Below are 17,382 nucleotides of genomic sequence, written 5' to 3'. Positions count from 1 at the left end.
ATGTCTCTGCGGCAAGGTTTTACCGCGACAATTGCAGCACACACCAGGCAGCGCGGAAAAAGGCCGTTAAGGCCGCTGACCCCAGCATCGTAAAAAAGCTATCACATAAGCCGCACAGAGCCTGCTCTGCAGCGGCCGGTGCGCGGGTTTCCGTCAGTTAAGTTTTAGCAAGGGTCTAATCAGACATGGCAGAAAAAGAAAAGACGAAAAGGAATCGGCGCGAGGAAATATTGCAGGCGTTAGCCCAGATGCTGGAATCCAGCGACGGCAGCCAGCGCATCACCACCGCCAAGCTCGCCGCGAACGTGGGCGTTTCTGAAGCTGCGCTGTACCGGCATTTCCCCAGCAAGACACGGATGTTCGACAGCCTGATCGAGTTTATCGAAGACAGCCTGATCACCCGCATCAACCTGATCTTGCAGGACGAGAAAGAGACGTTTAATCGTCTGCGCCTGATTTTACTGCTGATTCTGGGCTTTGCGGAACGCAACCCGGGGCTGACGCGCATCATGACCGGCCACGCGCTGATGTTTGAACAAGATCGCCTGCAGGGCCGCATCAACCAGCTGTTCGAACGCATCGAGGCGCAGCTGCGCCAGGTATTGAAAGAGCGTAAATTGCGCGAAGGCAAAGGCTTTATCGTCGATGAAACGCTGTTGGCCAGCCAACTGCTGGCCTTCTGCGAAGGCATGTTGTCGCGCTATGTGCGTTCGGAATTCCGCTATCGCCCAACGCAGGAATTCGACGCCCGCTGGCCGCTGTTGGCGGCCCAGCTGCAATAAAGATAACGCCGGGCATGCCCGGCGTTTTTACTTACACCCCGTACTGCTCGCGGTAAGCGCGCACCGCCGCCAGGTGGTCCGCCATTTCCGGTTTCTCTTCCAGATAGACGATCAGGTCCTTCAGCGTGACGATTGAAATCACCTTGCAGTGATAGTCGCGCTCCACTTCCTGAATGGCGGAGATGTCCGCACGGCCGCGTTCCTGACGGTCGAGAGAGATCAGCACCCCCGCCAGCGAAGCGCCGCTGGCGCCGATGATTTCCATCGACTCGCGGATCGCGGTGCCGGCGGTGATCACATCATCCACCAACATCACGCGCCCCTGCAGCGGGCTGCCCACCAGCGAACCGCCTTCGCCGTGGGTCTTGGCTTCCTTGCGGTTAAAGCAGTAAGGCACGTCGCGCTCATGGTGTTCCGCCAGCGCCACCGCCGTGGTGGTGGCAATAGGAATGCCTTTATAAGCCGGGCCAAACAGCAGGTCGAAATCGATGCCGGAGTCCATTAGGGCTTCGGCGTAGAAGCGCCCCAACAGCGCAAGATCGCGCCCGGTATTAAACAGGCCGGCATTGAAGAAATACGGGCTGGTGCGGCCGGACTTCAGGGTGAACTCGCCGAATTTCAATACCTGCTTGTTAAGCGCGAACTCGATAAACTGGCGCTGATAGGCTTTCATTACTGCTTCTCCTCGTCTGAATCTGCTTGGGTCTTGTCATTACTGCCGCCCGATCGTCGGGCATAAAAAAGGCGACTTCTCAGTCGCCTTAAAAAATCAGTCCGCCAGCGCCGCTTTCTGCGCCTGGAAGATGGTTTCGATGCCCCCTCGGGCCAGCGCCAATAGCGCCAATAGCTCATCGTGGCTGAACGGCTCGCCTTCGGCGGTGCCCTGCACTTCAATCATGCGGCCGTCTTCCATCATCACTACGTTCATGTCGGTTTCAGCCGCGGAATCTTCCACATACTCCAGATCGCACAGCGCTTCGCCATTGACGATGCCGACGGAAACCGCCGCCACCATCCCCTTCATCGGGTTAGCTTTCAGCTTGCCGTTGGCCACCAGCGTGTTCAGCGCATCGGCCAGCGCCACGCAGGCGCCGGAGATGGAGGCGGTGCGGGTACCGCCGTCGGCCTGCAGTACGTCGCAGTCGAGGGTGATGGTGAATTCACCGAGCTTTTTCAGGTCTACCGCGGCGCGCAGCGAGCGAGCGATCAGGCGCTGGATCTCCAGCGTGCGGCCACCCTGTTTGCCTTTGGCGGCTTCACGGGCGTTGCGGCTATGGGTGGAGCGCGGCAGCATGCCGTACTCGGCGGTGATCCAACCTTGCCCCTGGCCTTTCAGGAAGCGCGGAACGCCCTCTTCTACCGTGGCGGTGCACAAGACTTTGGTATCGCCAAACTCAACCAGCACTGAACCTTCAGCGTGTTTGGTATAGTGACGGGTCAGTGTCAGGGGGCGAACTTGCTGTGGTGCTCTGCCTGCAGGACGCATGGGCTCTCTCCGGCTTCAAATCAACTATTGGCTGCGCATTATACGGGCTTCGTGACGTAATGCCTATCCTGCCCGCAGCCGCGACGCTATAATCGCCCCATCTTTTCCTATTACGGGTACGCATCAATGATCCGCAGCATGACCGCCTACGCCCGGCGTGAAATCAAGGGTGAATGGGGCAGCGCAGCCTGGGAGCTGCGTTCCGTTAACCAGCGCTACTTAGAAACCTACATCCGCCTGCCGGAACAATTCCGCAGCCTGGAGCCGGTGATCCGTGAACGTATCCGTGGCCGCCTGACGCGCGGCAAAGTCGAATGCAACCTGCGTTTCGAACTGGATCCAAGCGCGCAAAGCTCGCTGATCCTGAACGAAAAACTGGCCAAACAGCTGGTCGAAGCCGCCAACTGGGTGAAAATGCAGAGCGACGAAGGGGAAATCAACCCGATCGACGTGCTGCGCTGGCCGGGCGTGATGTCCGCGCAGGAGCAGGATCTGGACGTCATCAGCGCCGAGCTGATGCAAGCGCTGGACGGCGCGCTGGATGACTTTATCGTCGCACGCGAAAGCGAAGGTGCCGCGCTGAAAACGCTGATCGAACAGCGCCTCGACGGCGTCAGCGCCGAAGTGGTCAACGTGCGCGCCCAGATGCCGAACATCCTGCAATGGCAGCGCGAGCGTCTGGTCAGCAAGCTGGAAGAGGCGCAGGTACAGCTGGAAAACACCCGCCTGGAGCAAGAGCTGGTGCTGATGGCGCAACGCATCGACGTCGCCGAAGAGCTGGACCGCCTGGAAGCGCACGTGAAAGAGACGCACAACATCCTGAAGAAGAAAGAAGCCGTCGGCCGCCGCCTCGACTTTATGATGCAGGAGTTCAACCGCGAATCGAATACCCTGGCCTCCAAGTCGATCAATGCCGACGTCACCGCTTCCGCCATCGAGCTGAAAGTGCTGATCGAGCAAATGCGCGAGCAGATCCAGAATATCGAGTGATCTCACTCCGCTCACCAGCAAGCCCGCGCCACGCGGGCTTTTTTATGGCTGCAAATCAGCGATAGGCGGCCGCCTGTTCCTCACCGATCAACCCCATTTTCTGCAGCTGTACCGCAATGATCCAGGTTGAGCGCTCGAACTCATCGCTCAGCGCTTCCAGCGTCGCCCCGGCCGCATGGCTCTCGCGCAGCCGCAGTTTTTCCTCTTCCGGCCAGGGGAGATAGGCATTGGCCTGCCGGCCCTCGGCCAGATTCTTCTGCCGCTTCTCCTCCGGCGTCAACCGGGCTTTTTTCTGTAGTTCGGCTTCACCGTCGAACTCGTTGGCCAACGCGAACAGCAGGCGGATAGCCTCCGGCGCGCAGGCCGCCGAAGCCGGTCTCAACAGCTCGCCGGTGTCAGGATTAACCCCGTTGGCCAGCGCCCTGAGCAACGTGCCGGTATTCATCGTTCGCCTCCTTATCCGAGAAAATGCGCCGGTCGTGGCGCCTTGTTCAGGCATTTTTCTCTGCCTCCCTCGAGAAAACCACGCTTTGCGTCGGGAAAAATCGCTCATTGCGAGCCAGATTCCAGGCACCTGCACGCGCGGGACAGTGGTTGCATCAGGTTGCGAGCCGGCAGACCTCTGGGGAGACGGATCACCGGGGAGCTTATGAAAAACTGCCGGACAGCGCGTGTGGATGACATTCGGCAAGATATCCCGCATGCCATAAGTATTTTGTTCTAATTATCACGCAATGTAATGAAAGGACGTCGATGCTGTGGCTAAATGTGTTTTTTCTCTGCCCGTGAACCGTACGGACCGTTTATGCCACAAATTCTGCAATTTATTATGGCTCTGGTGGTGATCATCGCCCTGGCGCTGCTGGTCAGCAACAATCGCAAGAAAATCCGCCTGCGCTATATCATCCAGCTGCTGGTGATCGAAGGCGCGCTGGCCTATTTCTTCCTGCACTCCGCCAGCGGGCTCAGCGTGATCAAACACGTCGCCGGCTTCTTCGACACCCTGCTCGCCTATGCTGCCCAAGGATCGGAGTTCGTGTTCGGCGGCATGAGCAAGGATGGCCTGGCGTTCATCTTCCTCGGCGTTTTGTGCCCTATCATCTTTATTTCCGCCCTGATCGGCATTTTGCAGCATTTCCGCATCCTGCCGCTGATCATCCGCCTGGTCGGCACCCTGCTGTCCAAGGTCAACGGTATGGGCAAGCTGGAATCGTTCAACGCCGTCAGCACGCTGGTGCTGGGGCAGTCAGAGAACTTTATCGCCTACAAGGGCATCATCGGCGATATCTCGCCGCGCCGCATGTACACCATGGCCGCGACCGCCATGTCGACGGTATCGCTCTCCATCGTCGGCGCCTACATGTCGATGATCGATGCGCAGTATGTGGTGGCGGCATTGATCCTTAATATGTTCAGCACCTTTATCATCCTGTCGATCATCAACCCGTATCAGGTCGAAGACGAACCGGAGCTGAAGCTGAACAAACTGCATGAAGATCAGAGCTTCTTCGAAATGTTGGGCGAGTACATTCTGGCCGGCTTCAAGATTGCGATGATCATCGCGGCGATGCTGATCGGCTTTATCGCGCTGATCTCCGCCGTCAATGCGCTGTTCTCCGCGGTGCTCGGTATCAGCTTCCAGCAGATCCTCGGTTATGTGTTCTATCCGCTGGCCTGGCTGATCGGCATCCCGGCGGAAGAGGCCCTGCAGGCGGGCAGCATCATGGCGACCAAACTGGTGGCCAACGAATTCGTGGCGATGATTGAGCTGAAGAAGATCGCGGCGGAGCTGTCGCCGCGCGGGCTGGGCATTCTGTCGGTGTTCCTGGTGTCGTTCGCCAACTTCGCCTCCATCGGCATCGTCGCCGGCGCCATCAAAGGACTGAACGAGCAACAAGGCAACGTGGTTTCCCGTTTTGGCCTGAAGCTGGTTTATGGCTCGACGCTGGTGAGCCTGCTGTCGGCGGCCATCGCCGGCCTGGTGCTGTAATCCTCATTCCCGGCCGCATGGCCGGGAGTTCGCTTTAAAACGCCACGCACACCGGCGCATCCACCCGCATCACCGAATCCTGCGCAAACTGCTGCTTATAGCCGCTGCGCAGCGCCTCGATATTCGCCTCGCTCTCTTTGCCCGGCGCATGGATCAGCAGCAGCGCCTTGCTGTTCTCGCGCGCCAGCTTGCCGTCGTGGCCCAGCCACTGCCCTTTGGCATCAAAGACCGTCAGCCCGTCTTTAAAACGTGGCGTCACCTGGCTGTCGACGAAGGTTTGCCACTCGGCGGCGGTGATCGCCGGCCCCGCCGGGCGATTCAGGCCGAAGTAGAGCGTTGTTTGCATCATCGGATCGCCGGTACGGCAAGCCGGGGCGGGTGACACAGCCTGGTGGCCTGGCGCCACGCAGCCGCTCAGCAGCAGGGCGGCCACCACGACGCCGGCGGCCAGTTTTGAGGAGTTTTTCATCTGCAGTCTCAGTTTCTCGGTTGAAGGATTCGCTGCAAAAAGCATAGTCAGCAATGGAAATCAGCGCGAAATTTCTAATGCTTTTATCAACAGCAAAATGTTAAAAAAGGCTGGTTATCGGCAATAAAAATGGAGTTTGGATTAGCTATATTAATCCGAAATGCCATCGGTGAAAAAAACTCAGTGGCGCGGGCTCTCGGCGGCGATTACCCTGCCGGCCATCATTCTGAGGCAAGTACGCTGTGAACCCCTTATGTTACTGAGCATCCTTTATATCATCGGCATCACCGCCGAAGCCATGACCGGCGCGCTGGCGGCCGGCCGCCGCCAAATGGACATGTTTGGCGTGATCATCATCGCTTCGGTCACCGCAATCGGCGGCGGGTCGGTGCGCGATATGCTGCTCGGGCATTTTCCATTGGGCTGGGTCAAACACCCGGAATACATCGTCATCGTCGCGATAGCGGCGATCGTCACCACCTGGGTGGCCCCGCTGATGCGCCATCTGCGCCGCCTGTTCCTCGTGCTCGACGCCGTCGGCCTGATCGTCTTCTCCATCATCGGCGCGCAGGTGGCGCTGGATATGGGGCACAGCGCCATTATCGCCGCCATCGCCGCGGTGATCACCGGCGTCTTCGGCGGGGTGCTGCGCGACATGTTCTGCAACCGCATCCCGCTGGTTTTCCAGAAAGAGATCTATGCCGGCATCTCCTTCAGCGCCGCCTGGCTGTATATCGGCCTGCAGCACCTCAGCCTGCCGCATAATCTGGTGGTGATCCTCACGTTGGTCGCCGGCCTGAGCGCGCGTCTGATCGCCCTGCGCTTCCGCCTCGGCCTGCCGGTGTTCAACTACCAGCATCCGGATCACTGATCTCGGGGCGGCAACGCGCCGCCGCCGAGGCCAAAACTGCAGAAATGTTGCCCTTCGACGCGCAAATTCGCTCATTCGCCGCTTTTTCCGCGCAAAGCGGCGGGCAAAATGCGAGCTAACGCTGCACCCGGCGCGTTAGCCGTGTATACTGTGCGGAGAAAATACACATCCGCTGTTATTGGCATATCAACCGTTATCAACGAACATCATCATGGCTCAAGGCACGCTTTATATTGTCTCTGCTCCCAGTGGCGCAGGTAAATCAAGTCTGATTCAGGCTTTGTTAAAGACGCAACCGCTGTACGACACGCAGGTTTCGGTTTCGCACACCACGCGCGACAGTCGCCCGGGTGAAAATCACGGCGAGCATTATTTCTTCGTCTCGAAAGACGAATTCCGCCGGATGATCGAGCAGGACGCGTTTCTTGAGCACGCCGAAGTGTTCGGCAACTATTACGGCACCTCGCGCGCCGCCATCGAACAAGTGTTGGCAACCGGCGTGGACGTGTTTCTGGATATCGACTGGCAGGGCGCGCAGCAAATCCGCGCCAAAATGCCGCAGGCGCGCAGCATCTTCATTCTGCCGCCGTCGAAGGAAGAACTGGGCCGCCGCCTGCGCGGGCGCGGTCAGGATTCCGACGAGGTGATCGCCAAGCGCATGGCTCAGGCCGTGGCGGAAATGACGCATTACGCGGAGTACGATTACCTGATCGTGAACGATGATTTCGATCTGGCGCTGTCCGATCTGAAGACCATCATTCGCGCCGAACGCCTGCGTTTGGGCCGCCAGTTGCTGCGGCATGACGCTTTAATCAGCAAACTATTGGCAGACTGAAGGCAGTTTCAGTATCATGCCCAGTCTTTTCGTCACCTGTGGAGTAGCACAAATATGGCACGCGTAACTGTTCAAGACGCTGTAGAGAAAATTGGTAACCGTTTTGACCTGGTGTTGGTCGCTGCTCGTCGGGCGCGTCAGATCCAGACCGGCGGCAAAGATGCACTGGTTCCGGAAGAGAACGACAAGTACACCGTTATTGCCCTGCGCGAAATCGAAGAAGGCCTGATCACCAGCCAGATCCTCGACGTGCGTGAGCGCCAGGAACAGCAAGAGCAGGAAGCCGCAGAGATTCAAGCGGTTACCGCGATTGCTGAAGGTCGTCGTTAATTAGACTGCGAGTCCGCCTTGTACCTGTTTGAAAGCCTGAATCTGCTGATTCAACGTTACCTGCCCGAGGAGCAGATTAAGCGCCTCAAACAGGCATACCTCGTCGCGCGCGACGCGCACGAGGGCCAGACACGTTCCAGCGGTGAGCCCTACATTACTCACCCGGTCGCCGTGGCCTGCATCCTGGCGGAAATGCGTCTCGATCACGAGACGCTGATGGCGGCATTGCTGCACGACGTCATCGAAGACACCCCAGCCACCTATCAAGATATGGAACAGCTGTTCGGCAAGAGCGTCGCCGAACTGGTTGAGGGCGTCTCCAAGCTCGACAAGCTGAAGTTCCAGGACAAGAAAGAAGCGCAGGCGGAAAACTTCCGCAAGATGATCATGGCGATGGTGCAGGATATCCGCGTCGTGCTGATCAAGCTGGCCGACCGTACGCACAACATGCGCACCCTCGGTTCGCTGCGCCCCGACAAACGCCGGCGCATCGCGCGTGAAACCCTGGAAATCTACAGCCCGCTCGCCCACCGTCTGGGTATTCATCACCTGAAGACCGAGCTGGAAGAGCTGGGCTTCGAGGCGCTGTACCCGAACCGTTATCGCGTGATCAAGGAAGTGGTGAAAGCCGCACGCGGCAACCGCAAAGAGATGATTCAAAAAATCCTCTCCGAGATCGAAGGGCGACTGACCGAAGCCGGCATCGCCTGCCGCGTCAGCGGGCGGGAAAAACACCTCTACTCCATCTACCTCAAGATGCACCTCAAAGAACAGCGTTTCCATTCCATCATGGATATCTACGCGTTCCGGGTGATCGTGAAAGAGGTCGATACCTGCTACCGCGTACTCGGCCAGGTGCACAGCCTGTACAAACCGCGCCCGGGGCGGGTGAAAGATTACATCGCCATTCCCAAGGCCAACGGCTATCAATCGCTGCATACCTCGCTGATCGGCCCACACGGCGTGCCGGTCGAAGTGCAGATCCGCACCGAAGACATGGATCAGATGGCTGAGATGGGGGTGGCCGCGCACTGGGCTTACAAGGAAAGAGAACAGGGCGAAACCGGTACTACGGCGCAGATCCGCGCCCAGCGCTGGATGCAAAGCCTGCTGGAGCTGCAGCAAAGCGCCGGCAGTTCGTTTGAATTTATCGAGAGCGTCAAATCCGATCTGTTCCCGGATGAGATTTACGTTTTCACCCCGGAAGGCCGCATCGTCGAGCTGCCCGCCGGCGCCACGCCGGTCGATTTCGCCTATGCGGTGCATACCGATATCGGCCATGCCTGCGTCGGCGCGCGCGTCGATCGTCAGCCGTACCCGCTGTCGCAGTCGCTGACCAGCGGCCAGACCGTCGAGATCATCACCGCACCGGGCGCACGGCCCAACGCCGCCTGGCTGAACTTCGTGGTCAGCTCGAAAGCGCGCGCCAAAATTCGCCAAATGCTCAAGAACCTCAAGCGCGACGACTCCGTTGGCCTCGGCCGCCGTCTGCTCAACCATGCGCTGGGCGGCAGCCGCAAGCTGGCCGAAATCCCGCAGGAAAACATTCAGCACGAGCTGGACCGCATGAAGCTGGCGACGCTGGACGATCTGCTGGCGGAAATCGGCCTCGGCAACGCCATGAGCGTGGTGGTGGCGAAGAATCTGCAGGGCGATCAATCCAGCCTGGGCACTTCATCCGGCGTACGTAACCTGGCCATCAAGGGCGCCGACGGCGTGTTGATCACCTTCGCCAAGTGCTGCCGTCCGATTCCGGGCGACCCGATTATCGCTCACGTCAGCCCGGGCAAAGGGCTGGTGATCCACCATGAATCCTGCCGCAATATTCGCGGCTATCAGAAAGAGCCTGAGAAGTTCATGGCGGTCGAGTGGGATAAAGAGACCGAGCAGGAGTTCATCGCCGAGATCAAGGTGGATATGTTCAACCACCAGGGCGCGCTGGCCAACCTGACGGCGGCGATCAACGCGGCCGAGTCCAATATTCAGAGCCTGAACACCGAAGAGAAAGACGGTCGGGTTTATAGCGCCTTTATCCGCTTGACCACCCGCGATCGCATCCATTTGGCAAACATTATGCGTAAAATCCGTATCATGCCGGATGTGATCAAAGTTAACCGCAACCGAAACTAGCGCTTATGAGTCCTGAACGCTATGCGCGGATTTGTGAAATGCTCGCGACCCGGCAGCCGGATTTGACGGTCTGCCTGGAGCAAGTGCACAAGCCGCATAACGTCTCCGCCATTATCCGCACCGCCGACGCCGTCGGCGTGCATCAGGTCCACGCCGTGTGGCCCACCACCCGCATGCGTACCCTGGTTTCCTCCGCCGCCGGCAGCAACAGCTGGGTCAGCGTTAAAACCCATCCCACCATCGGCGACGCGGTCGGTCACCTGAAAGCGCAGGGCATGCAAATTCTGGCCACCAACCTGTCTGCGCGCGCGGTCGATTTCCGCGAAGTGGACTACACTCGGCCAACCTGCGTGCTGCTCGGCCAGGAAAAAACCGGCATCACCGAAGAAGCGCTGGCGCTCGCCGACCAGGACATCGTCATTCCGATGATCGGCATGGTGCAATCGCTCAACGTCTCCGTGGCTTCGGCGCTGATCCTGTATGAAGCGCAGCGCCAGCGGCAGAATGCCGGCCTGTATCGCCGCGACAACAGCATGTTGGATGAAGAAGAGCAGCAGCGTCTGCTGTTCGAAGGCGGCTACCCGGTGCTGGCCAACGTGGCCAAGCGCAAAGGGCTGCCACGCCCGCAGATTGACGAGCAGGGCCAGGTGGTCGCCAGCGCCGAATGGTGGGCGGCCATGCAGGCGACGGTGCGCAAATGAAAGGCCGCCTGCTGGATGCTGTCCCACTCACCACGCTTTCCGGGGTTGGCGCCAGCCAGGCGGGCAAACTGGCCAAGCTTGGCCTCGAGACCATTCAGGATCTGCTGCTGCACCTGCCGCTGCGCTACGAAGACCGTACCCGCCTCTACCCGATCAACGATCTGCTGCCGGGCATCTACGCCACGGTAGAAGGGGAAGTGCTGCGCAGCGACATCAGCTTCGGCCGCCGTCGCATGCTGACCTGCCAGATCAGCGACGGTACCGGCATCCTCACCATGCGGTTCTTCAATTTCAACGCCGCAATGAAGAACAGCCTGGCCACCGGCCGCCGCGTGACCGCCTACGGCGAGATCAAACGCGGCAACCACGGCGCGGAGATCATTCATCCGGAATACCGTATTCAGGGCGAAGCCAGCGAGGTCGAGCTGCAGGAGTCGCTGACGCCGGTCTACCCCACCACCGAAGGGGTGCGGCAAGCCACGCTGCGCAAGCTGACCGATCAGGCGCTGGAGCTGCTGGATACCTGCGCCATCGCCGAACTGCTGCCGCCGGAGTTGAGCGGCGGCCTGATGAGCCTGCCGCAGGCGCTGCACACCCTGCATCGCCCGCCGCCGGACATCCAGCTGGCGGATTTGGAGCAGGGCAAACACCCGGCGCAAAAACGCCTGATCCTCGAAGAGCTGCTGGCGCATAACCTCAGCATGCTGGCGGTGCGCGCCGGCGCCCAGAGTTATCAGGCGCAGCCGCTGCTGCCGGACGATCGGCTGAAAAACCGTTTTCTCGCCCAGCTGCCGTTCTCGCCGACCGGCGCGCAGACACGCGTGGTGGCCGACATCGAAGCCGACATGCAAAAAGACTTCCCGATGATGCGGCTGGTGCAGGGCGACGTCGGTTCCGGCAAAACGCTGGTGGCGGCGCTGGCGGCGCTGCGCGCCATCGCGCATGGCAAGCAGGTGGCGCTGATGGCGCCGACCGAGCTACTGGCCGAGCAGCACGCCAACAACTTCCGCCAGTGGTTCGAGCCGCTGGGGCTGGAAGTCGGCTGGCTGGCGGGCAAACAGAAAGGCAAGGCGCGCATCGCGCAGCAGGAAGCCATCGCCAGCGGCCAGGTATCTATGGTGGTCGGCACCCACGCCATCTTCCAGGAGCAGGTGCAGTTCAACGGCCTGGCATTGGTGATTATCGATGAGCAGCACCGCTTCGGGGTACATCAGCGGCTGGCGCTGTGGGAGAAAGGCGAAGAGCAAGGCTTCCACGCCCATCAGTTGATCATGACCGCCACGCCGATCCCGCGCACGCTGGCAATGACCGCCTACGCCGATCTCGATACCTCAGTCATCGACGAGCTGCCGCCGGGCCGTACGCCGGTGACCACCGTGGCCATTCCCGATACCCGCCGCGCCGACATCATTCAACGGGTGAAAAGCGCCTGTCTGGAAGAGGGGCGACAGGCTTACTGGGTGTGCACGCTGATCGAAGAGTCCGAACTGCTGGAAGCGCAGGCGGCGGAAGCCACCTGGGAAGAATTGAAAACCGCGCTGCCGGAGCTGAAGGTGGCGCTGGTGCACGGTCGCATGAAAGCGCAGGAAAAGCAGGCTGTGATGCAGGCGTTTAAACAGGGCGAGCTGCAGCTGTTGGTCGCCACGACGGTGATCGAAGTCGGCGTCGACGTGCCGAACGCCAGCCTGATGATCATCGAAAACCCGGAGCGGCTGGGCCTGGCGCAGCTGCACCAGCTGCGCGGCCGCGTAGGACGCGGTGCCGTGGCCTCACACTGCGTGCTGCTGTACAAAACGCCGCTGAGCAAAACCGCGCAAACGCGCCTGCAGGTGCTGCGCGACAGCAACGATGGCTTCGTCATCGCGCAGCGCGATCTGGAGATCCGCGGCCCGGGCGAGCTGCTCGGCACCCGCCAGACCGGCAGCGCCGAATTCAAGGTGGCGGACCTGCTGCGCGATCAGGCGATGATCCCCGAAGTGCAACGCGTCGCTCGCCATCTCCATCAGCACTATCCGGAACACGCCCTGGCGCTGATTGAACGCTGGCTGCCGGAGAAGGCGCGCTACTCCAACGCATAAAAAAGGGCGCCTGCGGCGCCCTTTTCGTCATGACTCGCTATATCACCCCACCGCCGGGAACACCGGCAGCAGCAAATACAGCTTAATGACGATGGCGTTGGCGATATCGATAAAGAACGCCCCCACCATCGGCACCACCAGAAACGCCAGGTGCGACGGGCCGAAGCGATCGGTGATCGCCTGCATGTTGGCGATCGCCGTCGGCGTGGCGCCCATACCGAAGCCGCAGTGGCCAGCGGCCAGCACCGCCGCGTCGTAGTTCTTGCCCATCACCCGGTAGGTGACAAAGATCGCGTACAGCGCCATCACCAGCGTCTGCACCGCCAGGATCGCCAGCATCGGCAACGCCAGCGAAGCCAGCTCCCACAGGCGCAGGCTCATCAACGCCATCGCCAGGAACAGCGACAGGCTGACGTTACCCAGCACCGATACCGCCCGCTCGAACACGGTATAGAAACCGGTGAAGGCCAACGTATTGCTGAGGATCACCCCGACGAACAGCACGCAAACGAAGTTTGGCAGCTCAAACACCGTCCCGTTCAGCAGGCCGGCAATCAGCTGCCCCAGGCTCAGACAGATGGCGATCATGGCGATGGTTTCGATCATCACCAGCGAGGTGATCAGGCGGCCGCTTTCCGGCTTCTCGAAGCCGCTCGGCTGCACGCTGTCTTCCGGCGTGCCTTCCGGCGTAGAGGAGTGTTTGACCAGATAGCGCGCCACAGGGCCGCCGATCAGGCCGCCCAGCACCAGGCCGAAGGTGGCGCAGGCCATGGCGACTTCCGTCGCGTTTTCAAAGCCGTAGCGCTCGATGAACAGCTTGCTCCAGGCGGCCCCGGTACCGTGGCCGCCAGACAGAGTGATCGACCCGGCGATCAGGCCCATCAGCGGATCCAACCCCAACATTTTCGCCATGCCAATGCCGATGGCGTTCTGCACCAGCAGCAGCCCCAGCACCACGAACAGGAATACCATCAGTGCCTTGCCGCCGGCGCGCAACCGCGCCAGGTTGGCGTTCAGGCCGATGGTGGCGAAGAAGGCCAGCATCAGCGGATCCTTCAGCGACATGTCGAAGCTGATTTCCCAGTTGGCGAACTTTTTCAGGGCTAACAACAGGAGGGCCACCAGCAAACCGCCGGCGACGGGGGCAGGAATGGTATATTTTCGCAGCAGAGGAATGCTTCTGACGCACTTGCCCCCGAGGAGCAAAACCAGCGTCGCGGCGACTAACGTGCCATAAGTATCAAGATGAAACATCCAGGTACTCCATGTAAGGGAAAAGATCCAAATAAAAATAATAAGTTATAGAAAACCACTGAGTTTTTAAACTTGATGAGTGCAGGATTAGAAGTAAAAAACGCTGCTATGACAAGAAAAAATGAATGAAAATGCGACATAAACGAGAAAGTCGGCAACATAATATTTATGCGCAACCGTTTGCTTTTGCGGGGCGGGGCATTAAAATGCCTGCTTTGCCGTATCTGGAAACGCCACACCATGAGCATGTCATCCTCAGAGCTTGATGCCGCGCGTCAAGCCGCCTCTGAACCCCGCGCCAGTGAACTGATTTATCGTCTGGAAGATCGCCCGCCGCTGCCGCAAACGCTGTTTGCCGCCGGCCAGCATCTCCTGGCGATGTTCGTCGCGGTGATCACACCGGCCCTGCTGATCTGCCAGGCGCTGGGCCTGCCGGCACAGGATACCCAGCACATCATCAGCATGTCGCTGTTCGCCTCCGGTCTGGCTTCCATTCTGCAAATCAAAACCTGGGGGCCGGTGGGTTCCGGGCTGCTGTCGATTCAGGGCACCAGCTTCAACTTCGTTTCGCCGCTGATCATGGGCGGCCTGGCACTGAAAAACGGCGGCGCCGACGTGCCGACCATGATGGCCGCGCTGTTCGGCACCCTGATGGTCGCCTCCTGCACCGAAATTTTGCTGTCGCGCGTGCTGCATCTGGCGCGCCGCATCATCACCCCGCTGGTTTCCGGCATTGTGGTGATGATCATCGGCCTGTCGCTGATTCAGGTCGGTCTGACCTCTATCGGCGGCGGCTACGCCGCGATGAACGATCATAGCTTCGGCTCGCCGAAAAACCTCCTGCTGGCCGGCGCAGTGTTGGCGGTCATCATCCTGCTGAACCGCCAGCGCAACCCTTACCTGCGCGTCGCTTCGTTGGTGATCGCCATGGCGGTCGGCTATCTGTTGGCCTGGGCGATGGATATGCTGCCCGCCGACGCACCGGCGGCCCCCACGGCGGCGATCACCATCCCCACGCCGCTCTATTACGGCCTGGGCTTCGACTGGAACCTGCTGCTGCCGCTGATGCTGATCTTTATGGTCACGTCGCTGGAAACCATCGGCGACATCACCGCCACCTCCGACGTCTCCGAACAGCCGGTCAGCGGGCCGCTGTATATGAAGCGCCTGAAGGGCGGCGTGCTGGCCAACGGCCTGAACTCGATGCTGTCGGCGGTGTTCAACACCTTCCCCAACTCCTGCTTCGGCCAGAACAACGGCGTGATCCAGCTGACCGGCGTCGCCAGCCGCTACGTCGGCTTCGTGGTGGCGCTGATGCTGATCGCGCTGGGGCTGTTCCCGGCGGTGGCCGGCTTCGTGCAGCACATCCCCGAGCCGGTACTGGGCGGCGCGACCATCGTGATGTTCGGCACCATCGCCGCCTCCGGCGTGCGTATCGTGTCGCGCGAGCGTCTGAACCGCCGCGCCATCATGATCATGGCGCTGTCGCTGGCTGTCGGCATGGGCGTGTCCCAGCAGCCGCTGATCCTGCAGTTCGCGCCGGACTGGCTGAAAACCCTGCTCTCTTCCGGCATCGCCGCCGGCGGTATTACCGCCATCGTGCTGAACCTGGTGTTCCCGCAGGAACACGAGAAAAAGTAACCCCTCCATTGATGTTCAAGCGGCCGCTTGCGGCCGTTTTTTATTGTCTATCAGACCATTGCCCTTGAGATGCCCGGCCAATTGCGGCATAAACAGGGTATCTTTTTTGACCGATGCGGATGTAGACGATGAAATTTATCGGAAAGCTGTTGCTGACGTTGCTGCTGCTGATCGTGCTGGCGGTGGTGGTGCTGTACCTGGTCGGGCAAACCCGCTGGGCGGCAGGCCGCCTGAGCGCCTGGATCAGCGACAATAGCGAATACCGCCTGTCGATAGGAAAAATCACCCACTCGTGGAACCAACCGGACCAGATCGGTCTGGAAGACGTGCAGCTGGCGCGCAACGGCCAGCCGCAGGCGCTGGTCGCCAAACGCGTCGATCTCGGCCTCAGCCTGCGCCAAATCACCGAGCCGCGCTATTTCCACAGCGTCACGCTGCGCGACGGCACGCTGAACGTGCAGCCGCAGGCGGCGGCGCTGCCTGTACAGGCCGACGTGCTGCAGTTGAGCAACATGGCGCTGCAGTCCAACGATAACGAGTGGCAGCTCAATGCGCAGCAGGTCACGGCCGGCATCACGCCGTGGCGCCCGCTGGTCGGCCATCTGCTGGGGGACAACAACCAGTTTCAGTTCAGCGCCGGTTCGATGACGCTGAACGGCATTCCCACCTCGAAGGTGTTGGTGCAGGGGGAGCAAAAGCAGGGCCAGCTGCTGTTGAACAACTTCGGCGCCAATCTGGCGCAGGGCGACCTGACCGGCGTGGCCAGCCGCGCCGCCGACGGCAGTTGGCTGGTGGATCGCCTGCGGCTGAGCGGCGTGCGCCTGCAGACCCCGCTGACGCTGGCGGAATTCATGCAGCGCTTTACCACGCTGCCACCGGTCACCCTCAAGCGTTTCGATCTGATCGACGCACGCCTGGAAGGCAAGGCATGGGCGTTTAACGATCTCGATCTGTCGCTGCAAAACGTCAGCGTCGAAAAAGGCGACTGGCGCAGCGAAGACGGCTCGCTCAACGTCAACGCCGGCGACGTGATCAACGGCGGTTTCCACCTGATCGATCCGATCGCCACCCTGCGGCTCTCTTCCGCCGGCATCGCCATTCAGCAATTCACCACCCGCTGGGAAGGCGGGTTGCTGCGCACCTCCGGCAACTGGCTGCGCGCCGGCAAACGCCTGCAGCTGGATGAAGTGGCCATGGCGGCGCTGGAGTACACCCTGCCGATCGACTGGCGTGAGCTGTGGCTGAAACCGCTGCCGGACTGGTTGGCGGAGGTGTACGTCACCAAGCTGACCACCAACCGCAATCTGATCATCGATATCAACCCGGCATTTCCGTTCCAGATCACCGCGCTGGACGGCTACGGCAGCAATCTGCTGCTGGCGCGCGATCGCCAATGGGGCATCTGGTCCGGCTCGCTGAACCTGAACGGCAGCGAGGCCACCTTCAACAAAATCGACGTGCGGCGCCCTTCGCTGGCGCTGAACGCCGACGGCAACCAGATCAACGTCACCGAGCTCAGCGCCTTTATGCCCAATGGGTTGCTTGAGGCCAAAGCGACCGTCGATCAACTGCCGGGCAAACCGTTCCAGCTGACGCTGCACGGCCGTTCGGTACCGATCAATACCTTGCAGCAATGGGGATGGCAGCCTGTGCCGCTGACGGGCGACGGCAACCTTGAGCTGCAGTTGAAAGGGCTGTTGAACAGCGACGGGCCGTTCAAAGCCTCATTGAAGGGCAACCTGCAGGCCACCGCCGGCGACGGCCAAGCGGTGAACCAACTACTGCCGTAATGCACTGCGCGGCCCGCCCTCAGGGCAGGGCCGCC

16 protein-coding genes are annotated in these 17,382 nt (G+C 60.5%); 11 read left to right on the top strand and 5 right to left on the bottom strand.

What is annotated here, in order from left to right; genetic code table 11:
- Positions 1-185 precede the first annotated feature (185 nt).
- Positions 186-782 (top strand): nucleoid occlusion factor SlmA, encoded by a 597-nt coding sequence (gene slmA, locus FUU19_RS10930; RefSeq protein WP_004931203.1) that lies wholly within the window; start codon positions 186-188, stop codon positions 780-782.
- Positions 783-813: 31 nt separating this feature from the next.
- Here slmA and pyrE read toward each other — a convergent pair whose 3' ends face one another.
- Both pyrE and rph read right to left on the bottom strand, forming a co-directional pair.
- Positions 814-1,455 (bottom strand): orotate phosphoribosyltransferase, encoded by a 642-nt coding sequence (gene pyrE, locus FUU19_RS10925; protein WP_141971900.1) that lies wholly within the window; start codon positions 1,453-1,455, stop codon positions 814-816.
- Between the two features lie 96 nt (positions 1,456-1,551).
- Positions 1,552-2,268: a ribonuclease PH gene (rph, locus tag FUU19_RS10920; protein ID WP_025160305.1), complete on the bottom strand. Its 717-nt coding sequence runs from the start codon at positions 2,266-2,268 to the stop codon at positions 1,552-1,554.
- A 126-nt stretch (positions 2,269-2,394) separates the two neighbouring features.
- Between rph and FUU19_RS10915 the strand changes: the two genes are divergently transcribed.
- Positions 2,395-3,258 carry a YicC/YloC family endoribonuclease gene (locus FUU19_RS10915; protein WP_141971898.1) on the top strand — a complete coding sequence of 288 codons (864 nt, stop codon included), beginning with the start codon at positions 2,395-2,397 and terminating at the stop codon, positions 3,256-3,258.
- Positions 3,259-3,313: 55 nt separating this feature from the next.
- On the opposite strand, the gene FUU19_RS10910 is transcribed toward FUU19_RS10915, so the two are convergent.
- Positions 3,314-3,703, bottom strand: a complete 390-nt coding sequence (locus FUU19_RS10910; RefSeq protein ID WP_141971896.1) for a hypothetical protein — start codon at positions 3,701-3,703, stop codon at positions 3,314-3,316.
- A 360-nt stretch (positions 3,704-4,063) separates the two neighbouring features.
- Between FUU19_RS10910 and FUU19_RS10905 the strand changes: the two genes are divergently transcribed.
- On the top strand, positions 4,064-5,248 hold the full coding sequence (locus FUU19_RS10905; RefSeq protein ID WP_060435300.1) for a NupC/NupG family nucleoside CNT transporter: 1,185 nt from the start codon (positions 4,064-4,066) through the stop codon (positions 5,246-5,248).
- Between the two features lie 34 nt (positions 5,249-5,282).
- Here the strand turns inward: FUU19_RS10905 and FUU19_RS10900 are convergent, their stop codons facing one another.
- Positions 5,283-5,717, bottom strand: a complete 435-nt coding sequence (locus tag FUU19_RS10900; protein WP_202670514.1) for a DUF3574 domain-containing protein — start codon at positions 5,715-5,717, stop codon at positions 5,283-5,285.
- A 253-nt stretch (positions 5,718-5,970) separates the two neighbouring features.
- Here FUU19_RS10900 and FUU19_RS10895 point away from each other — a divergent pair, with 253 nt between their 5' ends.
- From FUU19_RS10895 to recG, 6 genes are all read left to right on the top strand, one after another.
- Entirely contained in the window at positions 5,971-6,588 is a 618-nt protein-coding gene (locus tag FUU19_RS10895) for a trimeric intracellular cation channel family protein (RefSeq protein WP_025304704.1), read from the top strand.
- Between the two features lie 211 nt (positions 6,589-6,799).
- Entirely contained in the window at positions 6,800-7,423 is a 624-nt protein-coding gene (gmk, locus tag FUU19_RS10890; protein ID WP_060435251.1) for a guanylate kinase, read from the top strand.
- 54 nt (positions 7,424-7,477) lie between these two features.
- Positions 7,478-7,753, top strand: a complete 276-nt coding sequence (gene rpoZ / locus FUU19_RS10885) for a DNA-directed RNA polymerase subunit omega (RefSeq protein WP_004931221.1) — start codon at positions 7,478-7,480, stop codon at positions 7,751-7,753.
- Positions 7,754-7,771: 18 nt separating this feature from the next.
- The gene (spoT, locus tag FUU19_RS10880) at positions 7,772-9,883 is read left to right on the top strand and encodes a bifunctional GTP diphosphokinase/guanosine-3',5'-bis pyrophosphate 3'-pyrophosphohydrolase (RefSeq protein ID WP_004931224.1); all 2,112 of its coding nucleotides are present in this window, start codon (positions 7,772-7,774) and stop codon (positions 9,881-9,883) included.
- 5 nt (positions 9,884-9,888) lie between these two features.
- Positions 9,889-10,584, top strand: coding sequence for a tRNA (guanosine(18)-2'-O)-methyltransferase TrmH (gene trmH / locus FUU19_RS10875; protein ID WP_033639122.1), 696 nt, complete (start codon positions 9,889-9,891; stop codon positions 10,582-10,584).
- A complete protein-coding gene (gene recG, locus FUU19_RS10870; RefSeq protein WP_141971892.1) occupies positions 10,581-12,662 on the top strand; it encodes an ATP-dependent DNA helicase RecG in 2,082 nt (693 codons plus the stop codon). Before trmH ends, recG begins: the two co-directional genes overlap by 4 nt.
- Positions 12,663-12,704: 42 nt before the next feature.
- Here the strand turns inward: recG and gltS are convergent, their stop codons facing one another.
- On the bottom strand, positions 12,705-13,916 hold the full coding sequence (gene gltS / locus FUU19_RS10865) for a sodium/glutamate symporter (protein WP_025304708.1): 1,212 nt from the start codon (positions 13,914-13,916) through the stop codon (positions 12,705-12,707).
- Between the two features lie 240 nt (positions 13,917-14,156).
- Between gltS and FUU19_RS10860 the strand changes: the two genes are divergently transcribed.
- Both FUU19_RS10860 and FUU19_RS10855 read left to right on the top strand, forming a co-directional pair.
- Complete coding sequence (locus tag FUU19_RS10860; protein WP_019452186.1) at positions 14,157-15,557, top strand: nucleobase:cation symporter-2 family protein; 1,401 nt, start codon at positions 14,157-14,159, stop codon at positions 15,555-15,557.
- A gap of 128 nt (positions 15,558-15,685) precedes the next feature.
- Positions 15,686-17,347, top strand: coding sequence for an AsmA family protein (locus FUU19_RS10855; RefSeq protein ID WP_230489732.1), 1,662 nt, complete (start codon positions 15,686-15,688; stop codon positions 17,345-17,347).
- The last annotated feature ends 35 nt before the right edge of the window (positions 17,348-17,382 follow it).

It is taken from the genome of Serratia montpellierensis (assembly GCF_020858655.1).
Classification (GTDB): Bacteria; Pseudomonadota; Gammaproteobacteria; order Enterobacterales; family Enterobacteriaceae; genus Serratia; species Serratia montpellierensis.
The sequence above is the reverse complement of the archived record's forward strand: the minus strand, read 5'-3'. Positions and strand labels throughout refer to the sequence as shown.

Coding starts and splice junctions, on each gene's coding strand:
- slmA (WP_004931203.1), top strand. CDS start 186: ATGGCAGAAAAAGAAAAGACGAAAAGGAATCGGCGCGAGGAAATATTG.
- pyrE (WP_141971900.1), bottom strand. CDS start 1,455: ATGAAAGCCTATCAGCGCCAGTTTATCGAGTTCGCGCTTAACAAGCAG.
- rph (WP_025160305.1), bottom strand. CDS start 2,268: ATGCGTCCTGCAGGCAGAGCACCACAGCAAGTTCGCCCCCTGACACTG.
- FUU19_RS10915 (WP_141971898.1), top strand. CDS start 2,395: ATGATCCGCAGCATGACCGCCTACGCCCGGCGTGAAATCAAGGGTGAA.
- FUU19_RS10910 (WP_141971896.1), bottom strand. CDS start 3,703: ATGAATACCGGCACGTTGCTCAGGGCGCTGGCCAACGGGGTTAATCCT.
- FUU19_RS10905 (WP_060435300.1), top strand. CDS start 4,064: ATGCCACAAATTCTGCAATTTATTATGGCTCTGGTGGTGATCATCGCC.
- FUU19_RS10900 (WP_202670514.1), bottom strand. CDS start 5,717: ATGAAAAACTCCTCAAAACTGGCCGCCGGCGTCGTGGTGGCCGCCCTG.
- FUU19_RS10895 (WP_025304704.1), top strand. CDS start 5,971: ATGTTACTGAGCATCCTTTATATCATCGGCATCACCGCCGAAGCCATG.
- gmk (WP_060435251.1), top strand. CDS start 6,800: ATGGCTCAAGGCACGCTTTATATTGTCTCTGCTCCCAGTGGCGCAGGT.
- rpoZ (WP_004931221.1), top strand. CDS start 7,478: ATGGCACGCGTAACTGTTCAAGACGCTGTAGAGAAAATTGGTAACCGT.
- trmH (WP_033639122.1), top strand. CDS start 9,889: ATGAGTCCTGAACGCTATGCGCGGATTTGTGAAATGCTCGCGACCCGG.
- recG (WP_141971892.1), top strand. CDS start 10,581: ATGAAAGGCCGCCTGCTGGATGCTGTCCCACTCACCACGCTTTCCGGG.
- gltS (WP_025304708.1), bottom strand. CDS start 13,916: ATGTTTCATCTTGATACTTATGGCACGTTAGTCGCCGCGACGCTGGTT.
- FUU19_RS10860 (WP_019452186.1), top strand. CDS start 14,157: ATGAGCATGTCATCCTCAGAGCTTGATGCCGCGCGTCAAGCCGCCTCT.
- FUU19_RS10855 (WP_230489732.1), top strand. CDS start 15,686: ATGAAATTTATCGGAAAGCTGTTGCTGACGTTGCTGCTGCTGATCGTG.